The organism is Neobacillus soli NBRC 102451 (assembly GCF_001591665.1).
Taxonomy (GTDB): domain Bacteria; phylum Bacillota; class Bacilli; order Bacillales; family Cytobacillaceae; genus Neobacillus; species Neobacillus soli.
This window is the reverse complement of record NZ_BCVI01000048.1, coordinates 73,553-95,455: the sequence shown is the minus strand read 5'-3', so window position 1 is coordinate 95,455 and position 21,903 is coordinate 73,553. Positions and strand designations below refer to the sequence as shown.

Sequence of the window (21,903 nt, the reverse complement as noted above, 5' to 3'; positions counted from 1 at the left end):
GAACAATTTTCTGCATCACATAAAAGAAGCGACAAGATTTATAATATCACGTTACTATTAAATATATCAACTATTAATTTTTTCCAATCCCTCAAGTAATAGGTTGTTTAATAGAGATATATTTTACAGCGACTTTTCAATCATAACACCAGAATTGCTATCATACAACAGTAATTATTTTCCGATTTTCTTAGACTAAGGTATGAAATTTGTCACTTGTGAGTGACAGGAATAATATAATATCTCTTTTTTTCATGATAAGCAACAGGAATCTCTTTCACCCGAGTACCCTCATTTCATTAGTATTCAACAAAGGGTATTTTGTCCGATGCGACACTCTGTTATTCACACTGATTAAAGTCCCTTTTTTAGCCCCCTTAGAAAGCAATCGAAAAAAATGCCTTTTTTTTCGCTTAAAGTAGAATCCTTTCCATCGTATTGCAAATACTACAAGTGTTGAATATGACCACAAAGCACTTTCTTGAACAACTTAAAAACTAAGAACGGTGTGAGACTTCTTTCCACTTTTTATCCTATAAATAACAGGGAGGTTTATCTATTGAAAAACGAAAATTTTGATCATTTTCAAAATCCAACAAACGCAAGCTTAAAGAACAAGGGAAATGAACAGGTACTGGAAATCAGTTCGACTGGGTATGGGTTGGAATCAGTTTCTAACAAGAATGCTGAGAAAGTGCAGTCCAATCAAGATGAGAACAATAAGAAGCCTTCTTGCGGCGGATTATAAAAACATCCTCAATCTCGAGTTAAATCCGATAGAAATGGCTTACTTTCCTTTCGGCTAAGAAAAAAATAGGCCAATTGACAAAAATCAAAAACACAGCCAATTGTTGGGTATGTCTACAATTGGCGAGCAGTTTTGAATATTATCGCTTATAGTTACTTTTAGTTTTTTTGGGGGTTCTGAATTCTTTAGGGCTTATAGCAAAAATCATAAAAAATCCCAGTTTGTCTTCATGGAAACTACATTCCCGTTCTATACTTTTTTTCACTTGAAGAGGTATCTTTGGAATGATGCTTCTCTTTTTCCTCAAGTTGTTCTTCTTTTAAATCTTCTACCGGTATAGGGTCAACTGTTTGCTCACTTTTGAATTTATCAAAAAGGCTCTCATTCTCTGTTGGATATTGTTCTGGGTTGTCCATATTTGCCTGTGAATGCTCCGAAGTAGGTTTTCTCATATTTTTATCCATTTCCTATCACCTCGTTTTTTTAATACCCTACATCAGCCGATTAAAAACTTCTTCCTTTTAAATTGTATATTGGTTCTAGAGATAGAATAAAAAAGATGTTGGAAAAAATATTCGTCTCCCCTTTTTTTGAAATTCTCGTTCCAAAGAAATGAAAATTCATTTTTCGACACCTTGAATTAATCTATATTTATTCCTTTAGTCAAGGTTTAGCGGGATTAGCGTTTAAATAGGGTAATTTTAACATTTGGAAATTAATTTTATTTTGTTTGAATTTTCCCGTAAAGTAAGGCGTTATGATATTTTCCTTCAATAAAATAGTGGTCTCTTAATTGACCCTCTAACACATATCCGTTCTTTTCAAGGATACGAGCCGAGCCCCTATTTGCCTCAACAACACTAGCATGGAGTTTGTGTAGATGAAGTGATTCAAATGCAAAATCACTCATCAAAGCCACACACTCTGTTCCATACCCTTTCCCCCAATGGTCTCGATGAAAAACATAACCAATTTCAGCTTGGTTTGCTTCCTTGTCAAAATTGAAAATCATGGCTGTCCCAATAATTTCTTGAGTTAATTTTCGAACAATCGACGCATATAAATGAGTACCCGCTACCTCACGCTTTACCATTGTTTCAATGTGTTCACTTGTTTCATGCAAATCGTTCATCAAACTCCAGCCAATAAAACGTGAAACCTCCTCATCTGATGCATAATTATGAATCTCTTGAGCATCATTTGTACTTAGTGATTTAAAGTAGATATTTTCACTTTCTAATGAATGAAATAAACTTATATCCATATTTTCTACACTCCCTAAACTATTAATTTCTACCATTTAAAATAAATTTAAAACAAAAATCTTAAGAATTCAGCTTCCATTTGATTAGGATTATTTCATAGTTTACATAATTATACTATCGTCTACTATTGAATTAATATAAATACAGATGAAGTCGTTGATATTGCTTTTGATTCCTTTTGAAACCTAATTAGAAAACTAAAATCTACATAAATCGTAAAAATGCCAATTGCCTATTACTCTGGAATCTTCAAGAAAAAACGGTTTCATTTTTTAATGGAGTGGTATTTGAATTCATGAATTGCTACTTTAACTTTTCACATTCCTCTAATAGTTTCTCAGTCTGTTCGATTAAGGAGAACATTTCATTCCATGAGTTTTCTGTATGGATATTCTGGGAATGAGCCAAATTGTTCCTGAGCTCTTCTAAGTTTTTGAAGAAACGATTGCCTTTACTCTTTGTTTCAATACCCAAAAGCTCCCTCAATGGACTCTCATTAAGGACGATGTCTCTTTTATCGCATATCTGCAAACAATCACTTAATTGAATGGCTTCATTCTTGGATTTTCTATGAGAATATAAATCCTCAGCTAGTTTAGTTCGCTTAGGGCTTAAATGTTTTTTCCAGGTTTCATTAGGAAAATAATCATTAATTATTCGATATAGGTGCATCTCTAATAATGAGATCAACCCAAATAATAACATTCTAATAGGAGGTTTCTGAAGATCTGCAAGCGTTACAACTTTTGTTACTCTATTTCCTTCTAGAATAAAAATCTTTTCATTTTCTTTAAAAATATAAAGTGTATGTAAAAGTGACGTAGATTCCGAGACAAGTTCAGTGGGACTAAAGCTTCGATAATACTCTTTGCAGTTTCCTTCCTTCAATTCATTTCTAACCACATAACCAACCACAATCCCGTTATCTTCAACACCTAAAACATCATAGTCTTTAATCATCATCATGTTTTTGATATTTTTAGCATCACCATTAAGATTACAAGTATCCAACGTTTCAGAAATACTGTTAACCGTGATGTTTTGTTCATATAAGGAGCGAAGACTTTTATACGAACTTACTTTATCACGCTGCTGGGCTGTAATAACTTTCATAATAATCCCCTTCCGAGAAAACTCTTCTTAGACAGTTCCAACAACTTCTATTCCATTAAACGAAAAAATCAATATCCCTCTTAAATTGAGAGGAAACTAGATATGTGACAGAAAAAAATGACAATGTAATCAGAACTTCAGAAAAATGTAACCTGATTTTAAAAAAGGTGAAAACTAATTATGGGATAATCACTACTTCAAGGGGTTATTAAAAGATCGAAACTCCTTCTTCATTTTTTACTTTATCAAAAATGAAGAAACTAATAGATTACCTTTCAATATTATAACAAAGTTAATGATTATTCAGCTTAGGTGGTGCAAAATTTGAAACGGTCAATAAGGAATAGAAGAAAAGTAAGATGGGTCAGAGTGTTTGGCGCCCTTCTATTAATAGGTATTTTTATAGTTGGTCTTTTTCAACTATTTCAATACATTGGAGGAACTATAAAAGCTGTCAGCCCACCACTTAAAAAGGTGGAAGGAAAACAAACATTTCACGGGGAGAAAAATAAACTAGATGCAGTCAATGTTCTTTTATTAGGAAGTGACTCTCGGGGAGAAAAAAAAGCTCGAACGGATACGATCATGGTTGCACATTATGATCCACAAACCCATAAAATAAAACTTATTTCGCTTATGCGAGATATGTTGGTCTCTGTACCAGAACATGGCCAGCAAAAATTAAATGCAGCTTATTCATTTGGAGGTCCTGAATTACTAAGGGAAACGATTAAAGAAAATTTCGGGCTCGATATTCATTCTTATGCGATGGTAGACTTTAAAGGATTCGAAAAAGCGGTCGATCTCCTTGTACCTAAAGGCATTGAAGTAAATGTACCATATGAGATGTCTTATGGTATAGATACGACGTTGGAAAAAGGGAAACAACAATTGCATGGGAAAGAATTGTTAGGGTATGTCCGCTTTCGCCATGATCATTTAAGTGACTTCGGACGAATTCAAAGACAGCAAGAAGTGATTTCAAAATTAACAGATAAAGCTGTAAGTCTACATAGTATTGTAAAACTCCCTAAGCTTTTAGGTCTCATAAATAAATACATCGATACAAATATGGATGGATCCACCCTTTTGACAATAGGAAAAGATATGTTATCGAAGAAAAGTAGAGATATAGAAACCATACGCATCCCTGAAGATGGCAGTTTTCAAAATAAACGGGATGAAAAGCTTGGTGATGTATTAGAAGTGGACTACAGGCAAAATATAGAAGCTTTAAATAAATTTATGGAAGGAAAAAGTGTGGCTCAAAATGAAGAATAAAAGATTAAAAAAGTTTACAGATAACGCTAGGATTTGTTCGTCCTAGCGTTATGTTCAAAGAAAAGTATATAAAACAAAATGTTTTATTACGCTTTTGAAGTGTAAAAGAACGAGCGTTTTTTGAAAACAAGTTTGATCAAAACACGCTCTTTAATATATTTAATTGAAGAATTCTTTTAAAAAATAGTTTATTATTTTCACCGATTATATTTTTATCATCCTGCCAGTTGATTTTTTTCATTTGCCGACAAATGACTGAAAAAGTTGTTTACGGACAAATAAAAAGCCATTCTGCTGCAAATGTTTGGGAATGGCTTTTCATATTAACGTTCATTCTTTGTTGTAAAATCGGGTACGAACCAATAGATGAGCAAGCCGGCAATGGTAGCATAGGCGATACCGTTATGAGCATACCCAACTCCGACGATGAAGATGATCGCGACGATGACCAAATTTTTCATATTCGCCAGACTCACTTTTTCCTCAATAAGGTGACGAATCCCCATTGCAGCAATCATACCAAACAACAGGATACATATGCCTCCCATCACTGCAACTGGAATGGATTGGATAACAGCTCCAACTTTACCGAACAAGCCAAGAAGAATCGCAAGAACAGCAGCGCCTTGAATGATCCTACTGGAAAACTGGCGTGTGATTGCTAGAACCCCGAGGTTTTCCGCGTAAGTTGTTTGTGCAGGACCGCCGATAAAGCCTGAGATTAATGTTGCAATGCCATTCCCCCATAGGATGCTGGAAAATCCAGGATTCTTTGTCACATCTTTTCCTGTAATCTCATTTAGCACAAACATATGACCTAGGTCTTCGATAATGGTAACCAGAGCTATCGGCGCCATTCCAAGGATCACGACCCACGTGAATTCCGGCATGACAACATGCGGAAGAGCAAAAGTCGGTGCAGTGGCGATGGTATGAAAATCTACAAATCCTCGCACCGCGGCATAAACATACCCTACTCCAAGACCGATTATGAGCGGAAAGAGGCGGATCACCTTTGTGCCTGCAAGCGTTGCGATGACCGCTGCCAGAAGGCTGACGATAGCGATATCCCAATGGGTCGAAGCCATGTTGGTCACCGCCGTGGTTGCCAGCGAAAGACCAATAATACTTACAACAGGTCCAACGACGACCGCAGGAATTACCTTGCGGACTTTTTCAAAGCCAACAAAGGAAATGATTATAGATACTATGGCATAAACAATGGAAACGCTGATAAGACCTGCAACGGCTTGACCAGGTGAATGTAACTTGCCTACATACAACGCAAGCGGAGCAATAAAGGCAAATGATGAACCTAGATACGTAGGGACCTTTCCGCGTGTAATAAGATGGAAAATCAAGGTTCCTAAACCACTGGCAATAAGTGCACTGCCTGGATCAAGACCAGTTAGTGCCGGCACCAAAATTGTTGCACCAAACATCGCAAGCAAATGCTGTAATGATAATGGTATTGCGCTTAAAAATTTTTTCAATCGTATTCCCCCTTTAATAGTTCCTTCATTTATCATATATTTCTTCTATTTATTTTTAGAATAAATTCGAAAAATATTTTCTAAATATTTAGATTTTTATAAAGAGAAAATGCAACTTCTTATTAAAACTATCCATATTAATATTTTGAATGATTAAATATTCAAATTTCGCGCTTAATATTAGATGCCATGGAAATACGTCAAATATAATACCATTTTTAGATACTAACGAAAAAAGACACAATTCCTTTTACAAGAATTGTGCCCATTAATGGAAGAATGACTTACTCAATTAAAAGATTCTATATATTAATAAGATGGTAGAGAAATACTCATATTTTAGATAGGAGCAGTGAGTTTATTTAGCCGATTTACTAGCAGTTCTTTCCATTCGTTAGCCAATTCTTCAACAGCCAATATTCTTTTTATTCCATCGACATCTCTTTGCTTATGAAAATAAATCTCATTTCCGTAAAGAATGGATACCTCTTTTGGATGTGACTCCAATAATGTAATTTGAGAATCGTTTCGTACAATACCTTCTTCTAAAACCCGACACAAATAACCTGTAAAACCCGTTTGTACCATCCTTCTTAAAAGAAGAGGATTATTAGTTCTCTTTGAAATTGTGCTACACGGGATTCTACCTTGAGTTATTTGGATAACAGCTTCTCCAAGACGAAAAATGTCCCCAATATAAACATCTTTTTCCAACACATTCGTTACAGTTAAATTCTCACCGAATGTTGAAGATGGTAAAGGATTCGCAAATTCTTTTTCCCAAAGCAAATAGTGTTCATAAGGGTATACACATACGGAACGATCTGGACCTCCGTGATTCCGTAAATCCGCAACTCCATCTCCCAGAAATCCACCTTTTGTTAAGAGAGCTTCTTCAATTGTTTGTTTGCAAATTCCCGTATCCATTTCCTCATTATTCTCGTACTTCATTTTTTGGGGTAATCCAATTGAAAAGTTTTTTAATTCTATAACTTTACTACTTGCCACAGTAATGCTATACCCACTTTCTATTATTAGTTTTGGTTAATTATTCTTAAATTTTATCATTTATATTTAAGCTAATATTACTACCCTGCTCTAAGAAGGTAAGAATTTCAACAAAAATAGCGTTAAATCCTTGTTGGATCAACGCACTGGATAAGTGAAGATTGTTTCGCGATGGTCAGGTTCATTTTAACATCTTACATACTTCGTTTAAAACCAAGCCTTCCTTTATCGACTTCTTTTTGAATACTTTCCGGAATGCCACAGGGACGATTCTCGTAGTTTTTAGTGAGGATATCCTGCCACAAGTACCATCCCAGTGGTTCTAGGATAATGTATCTCTGTCAATAGCTCCGGGGGGTTTTTCCATCCATCCGTTATCAATCATAATCTTTGCACCACTCTCAACAAATACACTAATATCTTTAAATGACTTGATGTACATCTTCACAAGATCATGTCTCCCATTTACAGCCAGCGAATTTCCTAATGCTCTAATCTTCAATGAGAACATATCTACCTTATGAAATAACATTAATTTATCTGAAAATGGCGAAAAGGTAGATGTCGTAATTAAATGGTCAAGGAATGTTGGTGAAGGCAAATGTGCCTTATGTAGTTGATTTGAAAACATCTCAACCGATTTATGTGTCAGGTCTCGCCCTTTAATAAAAAGTTTCCTAACCTTATCCGTTTTTGCGACTTGGCTAAAAGCTAAAATCAACGCTTTGCTGGTGATATTATTTTCAATGTTATCATATAAATGGGTAATTTCTAATGCATGCAGAGGCCTGACGTGCCTAATATACCCATTTAGAAAATCGTCATGAATAAATTCCACTTTTTCGGGTATCGGAATGACAGGCGGAGAAATGATAAAATGTTTACTCATTAAAATATCCTTGATTTGTTCCATTAACTCAAGTGTTTCATACATGCAATCATTAAAAAATCCTTTAACATCTTCTCTAAACATTAAGGGAATGGCCACATTGTAAATACTCATACCAGCTTTAGCAGCATATTTTAAATAATGCACATAGAATTCATCCTCGAATAATCTTGGCGTACCCAGATTTACATCCTCTTTTGTAAAACCAATTGGAATAGGAAAGCCATCCCTCTCAAAAATTTCTTTGGTTGTCTTTACAAATTTATTACTTAAGTTTAATGCATGTTCCAATAGATGTTTTATCTCTTGATCCTCAACATGTTCGAGAAAATAGCTTAAAATACATTCGGACATACTGTTTCCCATATAAGTAGCCCACAGTTTCCCCATTTCTGCTGATGTTAGTTTTTCATGGATTTCGGATTTTTTTGAGCCTATTTTGATTGGTCTTATAGTAGCCATCGGCACACCCCTCCTTTTACTTTCACTTTTACATATATTTTCCTCTAGCCTTTATTTTATTCAAAAAGAAAAAGAAGCAGTTATGATAATCGTGGAAAAAAAGACCAAAAACAACAAAAATAGCGTTAAATCCTTGTTGGATCAACGCCCTAGATAGGTGAAGATTGGTTCGCGGTGGTGAGGCTCATTTTAACATCTTACATTGTGGTTTTCACTAATCGAAGCATGCACTCCCTTTCGTGTAAGTGACCAACTATTTTCCTCGGGTTACCCTTCATCTTTCTGCCACTTACTTGAATAGTGCAGACTGGTGAGGAAGATCATCATACAATTTGATTAGAACGATCATGAGAGGAGTGAATGAAGAGAACATTTATTGACAGACATCGAGTGCAAGAACGATTATAATTTTAGGTGAAAAGAGGTGTCTGAAAATTGAAACTTTCCCTAAATATCGATAAAGCATTTAAAGAAACGAAGATTACCATTGAAGGCCCTACGTTAGATGACCATATTCAGGAACTAATTGACTTCATTCACAGTAGGGAGCAACAATTCCTGATTGCCAAAAAAGGTGAAATGCAACATATTCTTAAACCAGTGGATATTCATTATTTTCATACGGAAAACGACCATGTTGTTGCCGTAACAGCGACGGATTCGTTTATTTTAAAAGAGAAGTTATATGAGCTTGAGGCCCTGCTTCCTTCTACTAAATTTATCCGCCTATCTAAATCGGTTATCGCCAATTTACATGAATTAAGCCGTTTTGAAGCATCATTCAATGGTACACTCTGTGTCTATTTCAAATCTGGAAAGAAAGAGTATGTGTCTCGTACCTATGTCCCTGTGATAAAAACGGCTTTACAATTAAATAGGAGGAAAACAGAATGAAGACATTTATACTTCGCAGTTTCATCGGCATGTTCTTTGGAGGCTTCATCGCGGTGCTTTACACCAATGTAACAATCCTTTTCGGCGGTTTCGAAATGATAGATGGAAGTTTATTTTTGAAGAACTCCATTGGTTCTATCCTCTGCGGTTGGTTTTTTACAATTAGTTCTATGTATTATGAAAACAGAAATTTAAAACTTTCTCAACAGACCATTTTCCATTTCTTAACCGTCGTGATCCTCTATTTCATCTTGGCCTTTACAATCGGATGGATTCCATTTACTATAAAAAGTTTATTGCTAACACTCTTAATCTCCATCGTCACTTTTACAATCTTTTGGATCGCCTTTTACCTTTACTTCAAAAATCAAGCCCGCAGATTAAATGATGATATAAAGAAACTATGAGAAAGGGCACATAATCCCATAGGGACGGTTGAACCTTCCCCATTGACTTCCCTAAAAAAAACGAAGAGGTAAATCTTCGTTTTTTTTTAATGAATACCGAGAAGTATAATCTGTGTCAGCATGAATCGTGGTACCAGTTATATATGTTGATGCGTCAGAAAATAGGGTCCGTCCCCCGGTGTACTAGTGCTTTAATGCGCAGGGGGACTAGCCTTGCATAATAGTAAGTAAATTGAATAAAACCAAAAATTTCACATCTATCTTTTGTTATCAATGGAAAAAAGGAGAATAGGGTATCGAATAGACCTTGTTCCCTTTTTTTCCTTTTTTATAATTTCCTAGTTTTCTTCATTTTTTCTTTTTCCTTCTTAACTTTCTCCTTCACCAAGGCAACAGTTCCAAACGACGGTTTTTTCTTTTCTATTGGGATAGGAACCTTTTGTCTCCCCTTTGATTTTTTCGTTTTCCTGTTTAGTTATGTCACAGGAAGGTGTATTATTCATTAGGTCACCGTTTGTTTAATTAGATAATTTCCCAATTAATAATGGGTCCCCCTTCAACTTAATCAAGAACGTCTCCCCTTTTTCATCAAATGTATGCTTAAAATCAAATCCAAAAGGCGAAGGACCATGCTGAATATAATAGTTGTATCTCTTAAATGCCTCCTCCCATGAGACATCCTTCATTTATTCTGTCCACCAAACTACATTAAAAAGGTGGTTCTCCGGATATGGTTCGATCTATCTGCTTCTATCTAGTAATGCTTGCATATGCCTTCCTGAAAAGGTAAAGCGATATAAGGATTGAAGACTTCTCCATACTGTTATTGTAAGAATAGAAAAACCTTTCCCTTTATGGTTTCTTCAGAAAATGGGACTCCTTCAGGTGAAAACGCCTCTACAAGCCCTGATTTAGTTGCCTGATGATATACTTAAATACGGCTAAGGCCGCCGACAAATAATTGGACGGCCTAACGGCATGATACCAACTAAACAGTTGCTTTGCGAATCATGAAAAATGACAGCAGTACATAGATGACCGCGCCAACAAACAACCACGAAGCTAATTGGGCGGCAGAATGTCCACTTAGCCAATTGAAAATGTCCGTCCACCAGCCGAAATACGTACACAAGAACCCAAGCACGGAACCCGCAAGAAAAATAACCGGAAACAAGAAGAACAGCCCCGTTCTCCCAAAACGTCTGAATATTGCGATAATGAAGAAGCCAAGGAAGGTCACATGAAACGCTGTAGCGAACAAGGTCCACCACTGTTCCACAAAGGACCCATCACTTAAATATGGAAGGTTGAAGAAATGCAGCCCGACCCCCCAGCCCCAATCACCCTCCACGAACGAAAGAGCCGAAAGCACGACGGAAATACCCAAACAAACAGCGGTGACCATTATAAGAGTCCCAAGAAAAAAGTCCATTCTCCGGATGCTCAGGCCTAGCGCAAACGGAAAGCTTTTCGTCAGCGTAGAGATGCCGATAAGCAGCAAACAAACGAAGATGGAGGCCAAACCGCCAGTATATAATCCGTTTTCCGGCTGGGCTATCCATCCAATCAAGAGGTTGACTAAAAAAGCAGGAAGCAATACCAAAAACCATGGAACGATAAACCACATAAGTTTATCCTTGGCATGAATTTTCATTACGGTTGCAATTCGATTCATCGGAAGTCCACCGCCCTGCGATCAGATTTTTGTTTGGTCAAATGAACGATCAACTGTTGAAGTGATACCGGGGTAAGCTCAAGCCCCAGTAATTCGGCCTGCTTCCGGCTTTCTGGATCCAGACTGCCAAGCACCGTTGCCGCCAATAGGCTACCGAATGGTTTACGATCGATCGTCTCCTGCCCGGAAATGAAGGACTCTACTTTCTCCGCATGGCCAATGGCACTATAGGCTTGCCCGCGAATAGCATCTGCATCCTTATTTAGAATAAGCTTTCCGCTATCGATGACGATCACATGCTCCAAAATCCGGCTCACCTCGTCGATTAAATGTGTGGACAAAACGATTGTCCGAGGGTGCTCCGCGTAATCCTCGATCAGCCGATCATAGAACAACGCCCGTGCTACAGCGTCCAGCCCCAGGTAAGGCTCGTCGAACATCGTCAGCGGTGCGCGACTCGCCAAACCGATGATGACGCCGACGGACGAGAGCATACCTCTTGATAGCTTCTTTATCGCCCGTTTCCGTGGCAGATGGAAATCATTCACCAATTGATCTGCAAATTGCTGGTCCCAATTGGGGAAAATTACCGGACACAACTCCAGCACGTCGCTCACTCGAAAATGGTCGGGATACTTCTGGCTTTCTTTAATAAAACAAACCTGGCTCAATACGCGATTGTTCTCGTAAGGAGTCTCTCCGAACACGTGCACTTTCCCGCTTGTCGGGAACATTTGCGCCGTCAGCATGTGCATAATCGTTGTTTTTCCCGCGCCATTTCGGCCCAGCAATCCGTAAATTTTGCCCGATTCCATCGTAAAACTGACATCATCCACTGCATGGACGCCGCCATATGTTTTGGTCAGCCCTTGGACTTCAACAATGTTCATCATTTCGTTCCTTCCCCTCTCCGGATCATATCCGTCAATTGTTCTTTCGAAATGCCGAGCTTTTCCGCTTCGCAAATCATCGCCACAACATACTGTTCGTAGAAACTCTCCTTTCGTTTCTCCATCAGCCTTGCTTTTGCGCCTGTTGCCACAAACATGCCGATCCCCCGCTTTTTGTACAAAATGTTCTCGTCAACCAGCAAATTAACGCCTTTGGCAGCCGTTGCCGGATTGATTTGAAAAAACGATGCAAATTGTGTCGTTGAAAGCACTTGCGATTCCTCCTGCAACCGACCTTCGATAATATCGTCTTCGATATGCTCGGCAATTTGCACAAAAATCGGGCGGCTGTCATCCATCGTGAAACCCATAATACACACCGCCATATTGGTTAATTACTTATGTGATTAACCATATAACAAAGGAACCGTTTCGTCAACGGCTATTCGCCCAAAAAAATTGTTCCAATAAAAATTTGAGTCATCATTTGTACCATTACCATCTATAATTTTCCTGTATTTGTTTTGTGTAAATTAAATTTTTGTAAAATTAAGAAAAAACCACTAGTAAAGTAATCCCAATCGAGGTATAATTTACCTGGTTTTATGACTTTAGGACTAGGGGGAGTCTTTTATGACTTGGTTTACGAAATGGGCATTGCGGAACAAAGCGGCATTGATTTTTGCTGTACTTGCCTCGATGATTTTTGGCATTTTTAGTTACACCACGATTCCAATGGAACTGATGCCATCTGCCGACCAGCCATACATAACCATTTCAACAGTTGGAAACGGTATGGATGCCGTCAGCATGGATGAACAAGTAACACAGCCAATTGAAAAGGCATTGAACGGCGTCAGAGGAAAACAAAGTGTTGTTGCACAAACAGGAAATAACTTTAGCCAGCTGACCGTCACATTTGAAACGAAAATGGATGTAAAAGAAGCGAAACAGCAAATTGAAGAAAGAATTTCAATGGTCCATCTCCCCAATGGGGTCATGAAACCATATGTCATCAACCTCAACACATCTGAAATTCCGATTGTTGAATTGGGTCTCACCTTTGATAAGGAAATTGGCAATCAAGAACTAAATATTGTAGAAAACGAGATTATGCCGATGTTCAAAGACCTAAAAGGTGTCGGCAACGTCATCACTAATGGCAGAAAAAATCAACAAGTGATGATTAAAGTTGACCCTGCTAAATTAGCAACAGCAAATTTCCCTCTTGAACAGCTATATACGCTCCTTCAAGGGAAAACGGCTTCCGTTGCGGTGGGTGAACAAACGATTAAAAACGAAGCAACAAGCATAATCGTAACAGGAAAACTAGAAACGCTCGAAGAACTTAAAAACATTCAGTTAAACAGGAAGGCAAAACTACAGGATGTTGCTGATATTACTATGCAGGAAGATACAGAAAGCATCATCCATTTGAACGGGAAGAGCTTTGTCGACGTCGTGATTCAGAAGGATTCCACCTCCAATGCCGTAACGCTTGGAAAACAGGTGGAAGACGCAGTAAAAAAAATCAATAAGGATTACAAGGGAACCCTTCAAGCAACGATTGTAATGAATTTAGGGGATACCGTTCTTGATTCCATCAATTCGATGACAAGAGAAGTATTGACCGGAGCACTATTTGCCACCCTTATTATCTGGTTATTCCTTCGCAGTTTCCGAATGACCCTAATCACGATTATCAGCATTCCATTGTCCCTATGCATGACGATGATTCTCCTTTCCTTCTTTGGTGTTACCTTAAACATCCTCACGCTTGGAGGTATTGCCGTTTCAGTCGGACGGCTAGTGGATGACAGCATTGTGGTAGTAGAAAATATTTACCGAAGAAAGCAAAATAATGAATTAACCCCTGCCTTTCTTATAGAATCAGTAAAAGAAGTGGGATCAGCCATCACGTCATCGACTCTCACAACAGTAGCAGTATTCCTGCCAATGTTGATTGTTTCTGGAGGATTAAGAGATTTAGTTGCTCCATTTGCGATTACAATCACTTGTTCATTACTATCTTCCCTGCTTGTTTCACTGACAGTGGTCCCAGCACTCAGTGCACGTATGATGAAAAAGGTAAAGATGAAGGAACACAAGCCGAAATCATTCTACCCTTCTTTGTTGAAATGGTCGCTGAATCATAAATGGCTTCCAATCACATTAGCGATTCTCGTTGTCATCGGGGCAATCGGGTTATTTTTGACCATGCCAAAAGGTTCTGTCGATCAGCAAGATTCCGCCTACATAGCCATCGGTCTTCGCTATGATAACGGAACCCCATTTAGCGAAATAAAAGACGGTGTTGCTAATATGGAGGGCATTCTTTCAGAAAAAGAAGGGGTAAAAACCCATATTACAGTGGCAGGTGTCAATGAGGATGCAGCACAATATGGCAACCTACAAGAAGCCAACGTAGTTCGATTTATGATTTTTACTAAAGAAGGGACCGATTCTGCCAAATTTGTAAAAGACATCCGAAAAACAAAAGACCAGTTTCCAAATGCGGAGCTGACGGCTGAGACAGCAGGTTTGCTCGGATCAAATACGACGACTGTTTCCATTGATGTTATCGGAAAGAACGACGACGACATCAAAAAAGCAGCTGACATGGTTAAGAAAGAAATAAGCAGCATAGATGGTGTTGAAAAAGTAGGTAGCAACGATCAAAATACCAAACCAACCGTTACCATTCAGGTGGATTCCAAATTATCGAATGCACAGGAAGTCTCCCAATCTATTCATGCGATCATAAAGCCTGCTGTGATTGGAAACATCAAGATTGATGGACGGACCACCGCAGTCCAATTGGGTGCACTAAAAGAGATTAAAACGGTGGACGATGTAAAAAATCTGCAACTTATGACGCCTGATGGACCTGTTGCTTTATCAAGCATTGCGAAAGTTGAAGAAAGCAATGAGCTAGGGACCATCTTTACAAAAGACGGCCATCATTATCTACAGGTAACGACTCAAGTGAATCCGGACAAAATGGTAGACGTTACCGGAAAAATTCAGCAGGAGCTCCTTACTTGGAACAAAGATGAAGCATTTGCCAAAGGAACCAGTGCAGAACTTACCGGTTCTTCCATGCAGTCCTCCGATCAATTAGGGGAACTCGCTAAATTGTCTATGTTATCAATTGGAATCGTGTTTATGATTTTGCTCGTGACATTAAAGTCGTTCCGGGCAAGCATCGCGATCTTGATTACATTGCCGCTTGCAGCAATCGGTTCGCTATTAGGACTCGTATTAACCAACTCAAGCATCAATATATCTTCGGGTATTGGAATGCTGATGCTCGTTGGGATTGTGGTAACCAATGCCATTGTGCTGGTTGACCGAATCCGTCACAATGAAGAAACAATGACCATTCGGGAAGCGATTATGGAGGCAGGAACCGTCCGTCTGCGTCCGATTCTTATGACAGCACTTGCCACAGTCTTTGCCATGGTACCGCTTCTAGTTACACATGAATCGGCGATGAGTTTAAATCTGGTTTCGAAGGGACTCGCTGTGGTCGTCATTTTTGGACTGCTCGTATCCACCCTTTTGACGCTGATTGTCATCCCAACATTCTATGAATTATTCCATTTCCGGAAAGCAAAAAAACAAAGACTGCATGCTACCCAAGTAACAGAAACATTGGGTCAATAAAGGTTCAGTTTGTTATCACTTTTAGTGTTAACCTTTTATCACAGAAAAATAAAAGAATCGCATATATTGGATATATAAATATGTGCGATTCTTTTCTTCTGTCTTCGACTTTTCTCCAATCGGTGAGTTTTTCTATAGGATTTATATTTGGGTGGTACCTTTGGATTGTCATGATGTCTGCAGATATTTATTAATATATCGAGATGCTGAGGGCACAGACTTATGGAAGGATTATATTTTCCTGATTCAATCAAGCCAATAGTTTGTCTAGATACACCAACGATTTTGGCAAGTTCTTCCTGGGATAAATCCTTTTCAACTCTTGCCAGTTTTATTTTCATATTTTTCATGGGATTACCTACAATTTGTTCTCGTTTTCACGATTATTCAGACTAATTTTCTTCTCCAACAGATGGATACCCCCAAAAAGAAGAAGGAAAAAGGGTAAATATATCAAAATTGAAGCCAACAAAACCTGCAATACAGAAAAAAAAGGGTCAGTCCTCAGGTGTACTAAAGCTTTAATGCGCTTGGTGACCCTTAATTTCTAATTCACTAAAATAGGAATTTTCCCACTCCGATTAAACTACTAATAATTCCTATTCCCCCCATGGTGCCTTTTCCCACTTTAAGTAAGCCTCCAAGTATTCCCGGCTGGCCATTACCATGGTTATTCCCCCATCCCATCGGGGCTCCCGGACCACCCCATCCCATGGGATTTACCTGTCCCCCCCAGCCTGCTGGGTTTCCAAAACCGCCCCAGTTCGCCTGCTGCCCACTGGCGCTAAAACCAAAAGGATTGGCGGACAGCGGCAGCAAAGCGGCGAGATGTCCTTGTTCGAACATCCCCTTATTATTGACCGGGTGCCCCCAAGGAAAGGGCTGTTTTTGAGAAATGAAACCCTTATTACCAGCTGATGGAGCCCAACTAGCCGGATGTCCTTGAGTCATCATCCCCCCATGATTGTTTGATTGCGCCCAAGGAAAGGGCTGTTTTTGGTGGTTGAAACCCTCATTTCCGGCTGATGGAGCCCAACCTAGTGGCTGTCCTTGTGCGATCATCCCTTTATTGTTGATCGGTTGCACCCAAGGAGTGGGCTGTACTTGAGGCGCGAAACCTGGATGTTCGGGAAGCTGCGGCCAGTTGGCCGGCTGCTCTTGCGACTCCCAATCGTCATGAACGACCGGCGGCAACCAACTCCCGTGATGTCCTTGAGACATGAAACCCGGATGTTCAGGAAGTTGTGGCCAGTTGGCCGGTTGTTCATGTGACTCCCAATCGTCGTGATCAACCTGCGGCAGCAAATTCCCGTTGTGTCCATAGGGTGTATAGCCCTTAATGTCAATCGGTGTTATCCAGCCGGAAGAAGGCTCTTGTTCTGTCAAACCCATTTGGCCGGATGGAGAAGTCCAATTAGCAGGTTGGTCCATACGATGTTCAAAACCCTTTAAACTCTCGGAACTCTTCCAACCTGCCGGATAGACTCGACCACTCCAACCCTCGGGAATCCCAAGACCATTCATTCCTCCAAGGTTGGGTATTTGGGGCTGTGAATATAATGGTGGTACTAAAATTTGGTTCTTATATAGCTGCCCATTCCCCTTTGAATTCACATACCAATACCGATGCATACGCCTATTCCCCTCATTTTAAAAACGTATTGTTAGACTTAACCTATGTAATATTCCTTTTTGTGGCTGGTTAAATAACTAGGTCTACAGGCCCATATTTAAAAGAATGGGTGCATGGTCTTGATGATTTATTATCAGGAGCAGCAATACAGGCCCCTAACTTTTTACAAACACACCTCGTTACTTTAAGAGAAAACTAACCGAATAGTCTAAAAACTGAACACAAAGCAAATCCAACACCTAAAAATATAATAAAAAATCTAATTATCCAAGGAAATCTTTTTGGGTTCCGATATATAGTGTATTTAATTTGGGTTTCCACACACCAATTGCTGACCATTTTCGAAATAGTATGCAATAGGTACTCGATTCTCCGTTCCATTTTTTCTAAAAAACGGCTACCCACAGTAACAATGGATAAATGACCAGAATAAAATATGGCAGGAGGATAAATATGGTCCAAAAGCTCTTCGATTATAAGGTCAATCATCACCTTACACCACAGGATTCCTATTCCCGAAACAATCTCATACTTCTGATCCCGATGTCGGGTCTTTTTAGGCAAACAGTGTTAAATCCGCAGTTGAAGAAGTCAGATAGTGCCGCAGCCATCACTCGTGAAGCCATCGCCATCGCTGGCGGGGAATAATTTCAAAATGATAATCAGTATGAAATACATAAAGGGATACCAGTACAATACATATTGTAATGGTATCCCTTTATGTCCTTTTGTATAGTCATTTAATTTTGTCCGTTGTCCCGGCAGTTTAAGTGCAATTCATTTGCACATTATTTTAATCTCGGTAAAGATTCTTTATTAATGATTACCGAGAAGTATAACCTGCGTCAGCATGAATGGTGGTACCAGTTACATATGATGATGCGTCAGAAGCTAACCAAAGACTTGCTTGCGCAATTTCTCTTGGTTGACCAAAACGGTTTAGTAAGCTTAACTGAGGAGCATATTCTTCTTCTGTGTAACCAAATTGTTCTAATGCACCACAGAGCATTGGAGTATCTATTGCACCTGGAGCAAGGAGTTCACCCGAATGTTAAATGGGCCATTTTCCATTGCAGCCACTTTTGTCATACCAACTACACCATGTTTTGCTGCAACATATGCAATATTATTTGGTTGTGGACGGAAACCACTAACTGAAGAAATGTTAGCACATTTCAAGGCTTGAATATGTGCTAATAATTATTTTGTGACAATAAAAGTAACCCCGTACTATTGTTGAGGTGCGGAAGGAGTTGAAATGCTTTGTAATGCCTGTTCCGCCTCGTTTGCATATTGGTTTTGTGCTGCTAGATCACCTAATGCAACCATTCCTACTATTTGTCCATTTTCGATTACCGGCAATCGGCGAATTTGTTGCTGGGCCATCAAATTTGCTGCTTGATGAACATCCATATCAGGTGTACCTTGTACGATTTGCTGTGCAGTCATGACTTGAGATACTGGTGTTTGTGCATTCTCTCCTTGTGCTGTAGTACGAAGGGTAATATCACGATCCGTTATAATGCCTACTATTTGTCTGCTGCTATTTATTACTGGGATAGCTCCGATATTATATTCGCTCATTAACGCTGCAGCTTCCTGTACGGTCTGTGTTTCGTTAACTGTAAGAACATTTGATGTCATGATATCTCTTAATTGTGCCATGAAATTACCTCCAGATATATTTTTCCTTTTTAGGATGCGGAACATTGGCGACATTATTAATGGTAACTTTTTTCTAAAATAAGTTGCACAGTTTTTTAAATTTTTAGACGGACAATTATCTGTGCCCTAGGGAAGCCACGGCTACGGTTCTCCTGGCATAGTAAGGCTGGTACCTACCGCATAGGAAGGTGTATAAATGCATAGCAATCAAAAGTTTCACAAAACTAACAGTTTGCCGTACCCTATGCAAAACCTGAAAATGCAATCGAAAATGGAGCCAATTTTGTACTGTTTTTTGCGTCTATTTTTGGTGATAATAATAAAATGGCTCAGTCCAATAGTGAACTGAGCCATTTCTTATATTTATTATCAAATGCTTATAAAACTATAAGGGCAATATATATAGGAGTCTAAACTATCTTAATCGGTATTGCATGTTATTAGCCCTTAATAACATGTGTTTTCGCCAATAAATCGTATAGGGATTGTTTCTTTTTCGTAAAAATGGCAGTCAATATATATGCAAATATAAGTGCATAGATGAGTCCACCAATCAGATAGTAAGTGAACGGTATTTCACCATCACCAATATAAATCAGCCGATAAACCAGGAAATGTGACAACTCCCAAGGTGTAAACTTTAAGATTGTTCGAAAAGTTGCATGCGGTAGTGATATTGCTTCTCCGTTTTTTCCAACCACTCGTATACCAGTTTTCCTTTTTCCGAAGGACTGTCCACCAATTTTTGAATCGCTAATAATAAAATAGAGTGATACAGGAAAAGTCACCATTAAAAAACCTGTGAACTGAGCTACTACCAGTGAACCGTTGAAGAATTCCTGTAATGATGGAAATAGAAATACATTTAAGATAAAGAGAACGACTAAATAAAAAAGAATAAATATGTAATCAATCATGAAGGCTTTATAACGGAGTAAAAATGAAGCATTCAATAACATACCCTCTTTCATATGGAGTTGTATGCATGCTAAATGATTGACATTAACATTTCACTAATATTTAATTATTCACTTAAATCTAACATTAGTACCTTAAAGGTGTTATAGCCATTTTATAATACCAAAATTGTCCATCAATTTGTCCTCTTCAATCCACTGCGGCCATTTGATTTTGCTGTTTATCCTTATAATTAAGATAATATTCTGCAATCACTAAACATATTCTTTTTCTATTCCCTGTTAGAATAACTGGAAAGGAAAGAAGTGTCAGTCACCCGGTTTGCTAAAGCTTTAATGCGCTGGGTGACTGACACTTTTTTTCTCGCCCTACAAGCTTATAGATAATCTTGCAGGGCATTTTGTTTATGCTGTTTTATTTCCGGAATTTAGTTCAGCCTCAATATGGGAAGTTTTAGAAGATTCACCCATACGCCAATAGGTGAATAGACTTACTGCTATACAAGCGGCTACGTAGTAGAAGAAGAGAGATTCTATTCCGGCATTCTTCAACCATAAGGCAACGAACTCAGCTGACCCTCCAAATATCGCGACAGTGAGTGAATACGGAAAACCTACTCCTAGTGCTCGAATTTCAGTTGGGAATAATTCCGCTTTTACAATCGAGTTGATCGATGTATAGCCCGTCACAATCACGAGGCCGACCATCATTAGTAAAAAGGCCATGACTGGACTTTTTGTCTGCTGCATAAGCATAAATAGCGGCACTGTCAGGATGGTTCCAAATACTCCGAAACCTATTAATAACGGGCGGCGGCCAATTCGGTCGGAAAGCGCACCTGCGAGTGGCTGCAGGACAACAAATACGAGTAATGCCAGAAAGTTAATCCAGCTGACAGATTGTTTATCGATTCCTACCGTGTTAATCATAAACTTCTGTAAATAAGTTGTAAACGTATAGAAGGCAATCGTTCCGCCCAGCGTTAAGCCGACTACTGTTAGAACTGCCTTAGGATATTTCATTAAAACCTTAATGGTTCCAGCTTTCTTACGAGTTTCTGAGCCCATTTTAGTAAATTGTTCGGATTCGTCCATTGTGCGTCGTAACCATAATACGGCCAATGCGCCTAATGCACCAATGAGGAACGGAATACGCCAGCCCCATGAAAACATAGCGCTATCACTAAGTACTTGCTGAAGGATAATCATAACTCCGAGTGCCGCCAACTGTCCACCGACAAGTGTAACGTATTGAAAACTAGAGTAGAAGCCGCGGCGGCCACTGCTAGCCATCTCGGATAAATAAGTGGCGGAAGTTCCGTACTCGCCGCCGAGTGAAATCCCTTGAATCAGCCGGGCAATAACGAGAATGATAGGCGATAGAATACCAATGCTACTATAACCAGGAGTACAGGCAATGATTAAAGAACCCCCGGCCATGATGGTGACGGAAAGTGTCAACGCAGCTCTGCGGCCATGCCGGTCAGCATATATTCCCATTAATAGACTACCAATAGGACGCATGAGAAAACCGATAGCGAAAATCCCAGCAGTATTGAGCAGTTGAATGGTTGGATCTCCTTTTGGAAAAAATTCAGCTGAAAAATAAATAGCAAAAGCAGAATAGACATACCAGTCGTACCATTCAATTAGATTTCCAAGCGATCCTTTGAAGATGTTGCTCGTAATACGTCGTGACGCTGCACGATCAGCTAGTTCCTTCAATTTTAATTCCCCCTTTGTTTATTAGCCTCACGAGAGTGAAATACCCCTTTTTATGTTGTAAACGGATTCAAAAAAGTGTAAACTCGGAGTGCATTTTGGTTATTTAAAAATTCAATTATTTATAATGCAATTTTCATGCCAAATTGTTTTAATGGGAAAAAAACCTATATAT

General features: G+C 38.9%; 20 protein-coding genes and 3 pseudogenes. 6 read left to right on the top strand and 17 right to left on the bottom strand.

From position 1 onward, the window contains the following. Window positions 1-559: 559 nt before the first annotated feature. The gene (locus BSO02S_RS16975; protein ID WP_066069913.1) at window positions 560-748 is read left to right on the top strand and encodes a hypothetical protein; all 189 of its coding nucleotides are present in this window, start codon (window positions 560-562) and stop codon (window positions 746-748) included. A 236-nt stretch (window positions 749-984) separates the two neighbouring features. Here BSO02S_RS16975 and BSO02S_RS16970 read toward each other — a convergent pair whose 3' ends face one another. The 3 genes from BSO02S_RS16970 to BSO02S_RS16960 all read right to left on the bottom strand — a co-directional run bounded on the left by BSO02S_RS16970 (window position 985) and on the right by BSO02S_RS16960 (window position 3,126). Then, the gene (locus BSO02S_RS16970; protein ID WP_066069910.1) at window positions 985-1,212 is read right to left on the bottom strand and encodes a YczO family protein; all 228 of its coding nucleotides are present in this window, start codon (window positions 1,210-1,212) and stop codon (window positions 985-987) included. 257 nt (window positions 1,213-1,469) lie between these two features. Further along, a complete protein-coding gene (locus BSO02S_RS16965; RefSeq protein ID WP_066069907.1) occupies window positions 1,470-2,012 on the bottom strand; it encodes a GNAT family N-acetyltransferase in 543 nt (180 codons plus the stop codon). Between the two features lie 304 nt (window positions 2,013-2,316). Then, window positions 2,317-3,126 (bottom strand): hypothetical protein, encoded by an 810-nt coding sequence (locus tag BSO02S_RS16960; protein WP_066069904.1) that lies wholly within the window; start codon window positions 3,124-3,126, stop codon window positions 2,317-2,319. Window positions 3,127-3,450: 324 nt separating this feature from the next. Between BSO02S_RS16960 and BSO02S_RS16955 the strand changes: the two genes are divergently transcribed. Beyond that, on the top strand, window positions 3,451-4,407 hold the full coding sequence (locus BSO02S_RS16955; protein ID WP_235846947.1) for an LCP family protein: 957 nt from the start codon (window positions 3,451-3,453) through the stop codon (window positions 4,405-4,407). Between the two features lie 323 nt (window positions 4,408-4,730). Here BSO02S_RS16955 and BSO02S_RS16950 read toward each other — a convergent pair whose 3' ends face one another. The 3 genes from BSO02S_RS16950 to BSO02S_RS16940 form a co-directional block, all read right to left on the bottom strand. After that, the gene (locus BSO02S_RS16950) at window positions 4,731-5,900 is read right to left on the bottom strand and encodes a uracil-xanthine permease family protein (RefSeq protein ID WP_084375062.1); all 1,170 of its coding nucleotides are present in this window, start codon (window positions 5,898-5,900) and stop codon (window positions 4,731-4,733) included. A 339-nt stretch (window positions 5,901-6,239) separates the two neighbouring features. Then, window positions 6,240-6,851 (bottom strand): MOSC domain-containing protein, encoded by a 612-nt coding sequence (locus BSO02S_RS16945; RefSeq protein ID WP_066069931.1) that lies wholly within the window; start codon window positions 6,849-6,851, stop codon window positions 6,240-6,242. Between the two features lie 379 nt (window positions 6,852-7,230). Next, on the bottom strand, window positions 7,231-8,259 hold the full coding sequence (locus BSO02S_RS16940) for a DUF3231 family protein (protein ID WP_066069901.1): 1,029 nt from the start codon (window positions 8,257-8,259) through the stop codon (window positions 7,231-7,233). Window positions 8,260-8,694: 435 nt separating this feature from the next. Between BSO02S_RS16940 and BSO02S_RS16935 the strand changes: the two genes are divergently transcribed. Continuing rightward, a complete protein-coding gene (locus tag BSO02S_RS16935; protein ID WP_066069898.1) occupies window positions 8,695-9,153 on the top strand; it encodes a LytTR family DNA-binding domain-containing protein in 459 nt (152 codons plus the stop codon). After that, entirely contained in the window at window positions 9,150-9,560 is a 411-nt protein-coding gene (locus tag BSO02S_RS16930) for a DUF3021 domain-containing protein (RefSeq protein WP_066069895.1), read from the top strand. The genes BSO02S_RS16935 and BSO02S_RS16930 overlap by 4 nt, the downstream gene beginning before the upstream one ends. 518 nt (window positions 9,561-10,078) lie before the next feature. Here BSO02S_RS16930 and BSO02S_RS27210 read toward each other — a convergent pair. The 5 genes from BSO02S_RS27210 to BSO02S_RS16915 form a co-directional block, all read right to left on the bottom strand. Continuing rightward, on the bottom strand, window positions 10,079-10,246 hold the full coding sequence (locus BSO02S_RS27210) for a hypothetical protein (RefSeq protein WP_157081473.1): 168 nt from the start codon (window positions 10,244-10,246) through the stop codon (window positions 10,079-10,081). Between the two features lie 54 nt (window positions 10,247-10,300). Continuing rightward, window positions 10,301-10,387, bottom strand: coding sequence for a hypothetical protein (locus BSO02S_RS28520; RefSeq protein WP_369691309.1), 87 nt, complete (start codon window positions 10,385-10,387; stop codon window positions 10,301-10,303). A gap of 161 nt (window positions 10,388-10,548) precedes the next feature. After that, window positions 10,549-11,235 carry a hypothetical protein gene (locus BSO02S_RS16925; RefSeq protein WP_066069892.1) on the bottom strand — a complete coding sequence of 229 codons (687 nt, stop codon included), beginning with the start codon at window positions 11,233-11,235 and terminating at the stop codon, window positions 10,549-10,551. After that, on the bottom strand, window positions 11,232-12,128 hold the full coding sequence (locus BSO02S_RS16920) for an ABC transporter ATP-binding protein (protein WP_066069889.1): 897 nt from the start codon (window positions 12,126-12,128) through the stop codon (window positions 11,232-11,234). The genes BSO02S_RS16925 and BSO02S_RS16920 overlap by 4 nt, the downstream gene beginning before the upstream one ends. Beyond that, the gene (locus tag BSO02S_RS16915) at window positions 12,125-12,496 is read right to left on the bottom strand and encodes a GntR family transcriptional regulator (protein ID WP_066069886.1); all 372 of its coding nucleotides are present in this window, start codon (window positions 12,494-12,496) and stop codon (window positions 12,125-12,127) included. The genes BSO02S_RS16920 and BSO02S_RS16915 overlap by 4 nt, the downstream gene beginning before the upstream one ends. Before the next feature lie 262 nt (window positions 12,497-12,758). Between BSO02S_RS16915 and BSO02S_RS16910 the strand changes: the two genes are divergently transcribed. Then, window positions 12,759-15,791, top strand: a complete 3,033-nt coding sequence (locus tag BSO02S_RS16910; RefSeq protein ID WP_066069883.1) for an efflux RND transporter permease subunit — start codon at window positions 12,759-12,761, stop codon at window positions 15,789-15,791. 212 nt (window positions 15,792-16,003) lie between these two features. Here BSO02S_RS16910 and BSO02S_RS16905 read toward each other — a convergent pair. Together BSO02S_RS16905 and BSO02S_RS28670 are read right to left on the bottom strand one after the other, a co-directional pair. After that, window positions 16,004-16,141, bottom strand: a pseudogene (locus BSO02S_RS16905) (helix-turn-helix transcriptional regulator); the annotation flags it as partial. 205 nt (window positions 16,142-16,346) lie between these two features. Next, window positions 16,347-16,835: pseudogene (locus BSO02S_RS28670) on the bottom strand (hypothetical protein); the annotation flags it as partial. 1,042 nt (window positions 16,836-17,877) lie between these two features. Here BSO02S_RS28670 and BSO02S_RS16895 point away from each other — a divergent pair. Next, window positions 17,878-18,072: a hypothetical protein gene (locus tag BSO02S_RS16895; RefSeq protein WP_066069877.1), complete on the top strand. Its 195-nt coding sequence runs from the start codon at window positions 17,878-17,880 to the stop codon at window positions 18,070-18,072. Window positions 18,073-18,247: 175 nt separating this feature from the next. Here the strand turns inward: BSO02S_RS16895 and BSO02S_RS16890 are convergent. The 4 genes and pseudogenes from BSO02S_RS16890 to BSO02S_RS16875 form a co-directional block, all read right to left on the bottom strand. Continuing rightward, window positions 18,248-18,603 (bottom strand): annotated as a pseudogene (locus BSO02S_RS16890) (SDR family NAD(P)-dependent oxidoreductase). Window positions 18,604-18,654: 51 nt separating this feature from the next. Beyond that, window positions 18,655-19,089, bottom strand: a complete 435-nt coding sequence (locus tag BSO02S_RS16885) for a CBS domain-containing protein (protein WP_066069872.1) — start codon at window positions 19,087-19,089, stop codon at window positions 18,655-18,657. A 440-nt stretch (window positions 19,090-19,529) separates the two neighbouring features. Continuing rightward, entirely contained in the window at window positions 19,530-20,042 is a 513-nt protein-coding gene (locus tag BSO02S_RS16880) for an RDD family protein (protein ID WP_066069869.1), read from the bottom strand. Window positions 20,043-20,411: 369 nt separating this feature from the next. After that, window positions 20,412-21,731, bottom strand: a complete 1,320-nt coding sequence (locus BSO02S_RS16875) for an MFS transporter (protein WP_066069866.1) — start codon at window positions 21,729-21,731, stop codon at window positions 20,412-20,414. Between the last annotated feature and the right edge of the window lie 172 nt (window positions 21,732-21,903).

Excerpts from the sequence above, each read along its gene's own strand:
- BSO02S_RS16970 (WP_066069910.1), bottom strand. The coding sequence starts at position 1,212 with ATGGATAAAAATATGAGAAAACCTACTTCGGAGCATTCACAGGCAAAT.
- BSO02S_RS16965 (WP_066069907.1), bottom strand. The coding sequence starts at position 2,012 with ATGGATATAAGTTTATTTCATTCATTAGAAAGTGAAAATATCTACTTT.
- BSO02S_RS16960 (WP_066069904.1), bottom strand. The coding sequence starts at position 3,126 with ATGAAAGTTATTACAGCCCAGCAGCGTGATAAAGTAAGTTCGTATAAA.
- BSO02S_RS16945 (WP_066069931.1), bottom strand. The coding sequence starts at position 6,851 with ATGAAGTACGAGAATAATGAGGAAATGGATACGGGAATTTGCAAACAA.
- BSO02S_RS16940 (WP_066069901.1), bottom strand. The coding sequence starts at position 8,259 with ATGGCTACTATAAGACCAATCAAAATAGGCTCAAAAAAATCCGAAATC.
- BSO02S_RS16930 (WP_066069895.1), top strand. The coding sequence starts at position 9,150 with ATGAAGACATTTATACTTCGCAGTTTCATCGGCATGTTCTTTGGAGGC.
- BSO02S_RS27210 (WP_157081473.1), bottom strand. The coding sequence starts at position 10,246 with ATGAAGGATGTCTCATGGGAGGAGGCATTTAAGAGATACAACTATTAT.
- BSO02S_RS16925 (WP_066069892.1), bottom strand. The coding sequence starts at position 11,235 with ATGAATCGAATTGCAACCGTAATGAAAATTCATGCCAAGGATAAACTT.
- BSO02S_RS16920 (WP_066069889.1), bottom strand. The coding sequence starts at position 12,128 with ATGATGAACATTGTTGAAGTCCAAGGGCTGACCAAAACATATGGCGGC.
- BSO02S_RS16915 (WP_066069886.1), bottom strand. The coding sequence starts at position 12,496 with ATGGGTTTCACGATGGATGACAGCCGCCCGATTTTTGTGCAAATTGCC.
- BSO02S_RS16910 (WP_066069883.1), top strand. The coding sequence starts at position 12,759 with ATGACTTGGTTTACGAAATGGGCATTGCGGAACAAAGCGGCATTGATT.
- BSO02S_RS16895 (WP_066069877.1), top strand. The coding sequence starts at position 17,878 with ATGGTCCAAAAGCTCTTCGATTATAAGGTCAATCATCACCTTACACCA.
- BSO02S_RS16885 (WP_066069872.1), bottom strand. The coding sequence starts at position 19,089 with ATGGCACAATTAAGAGATATCATGACATCAAATGTTCTTACAGTTAAC.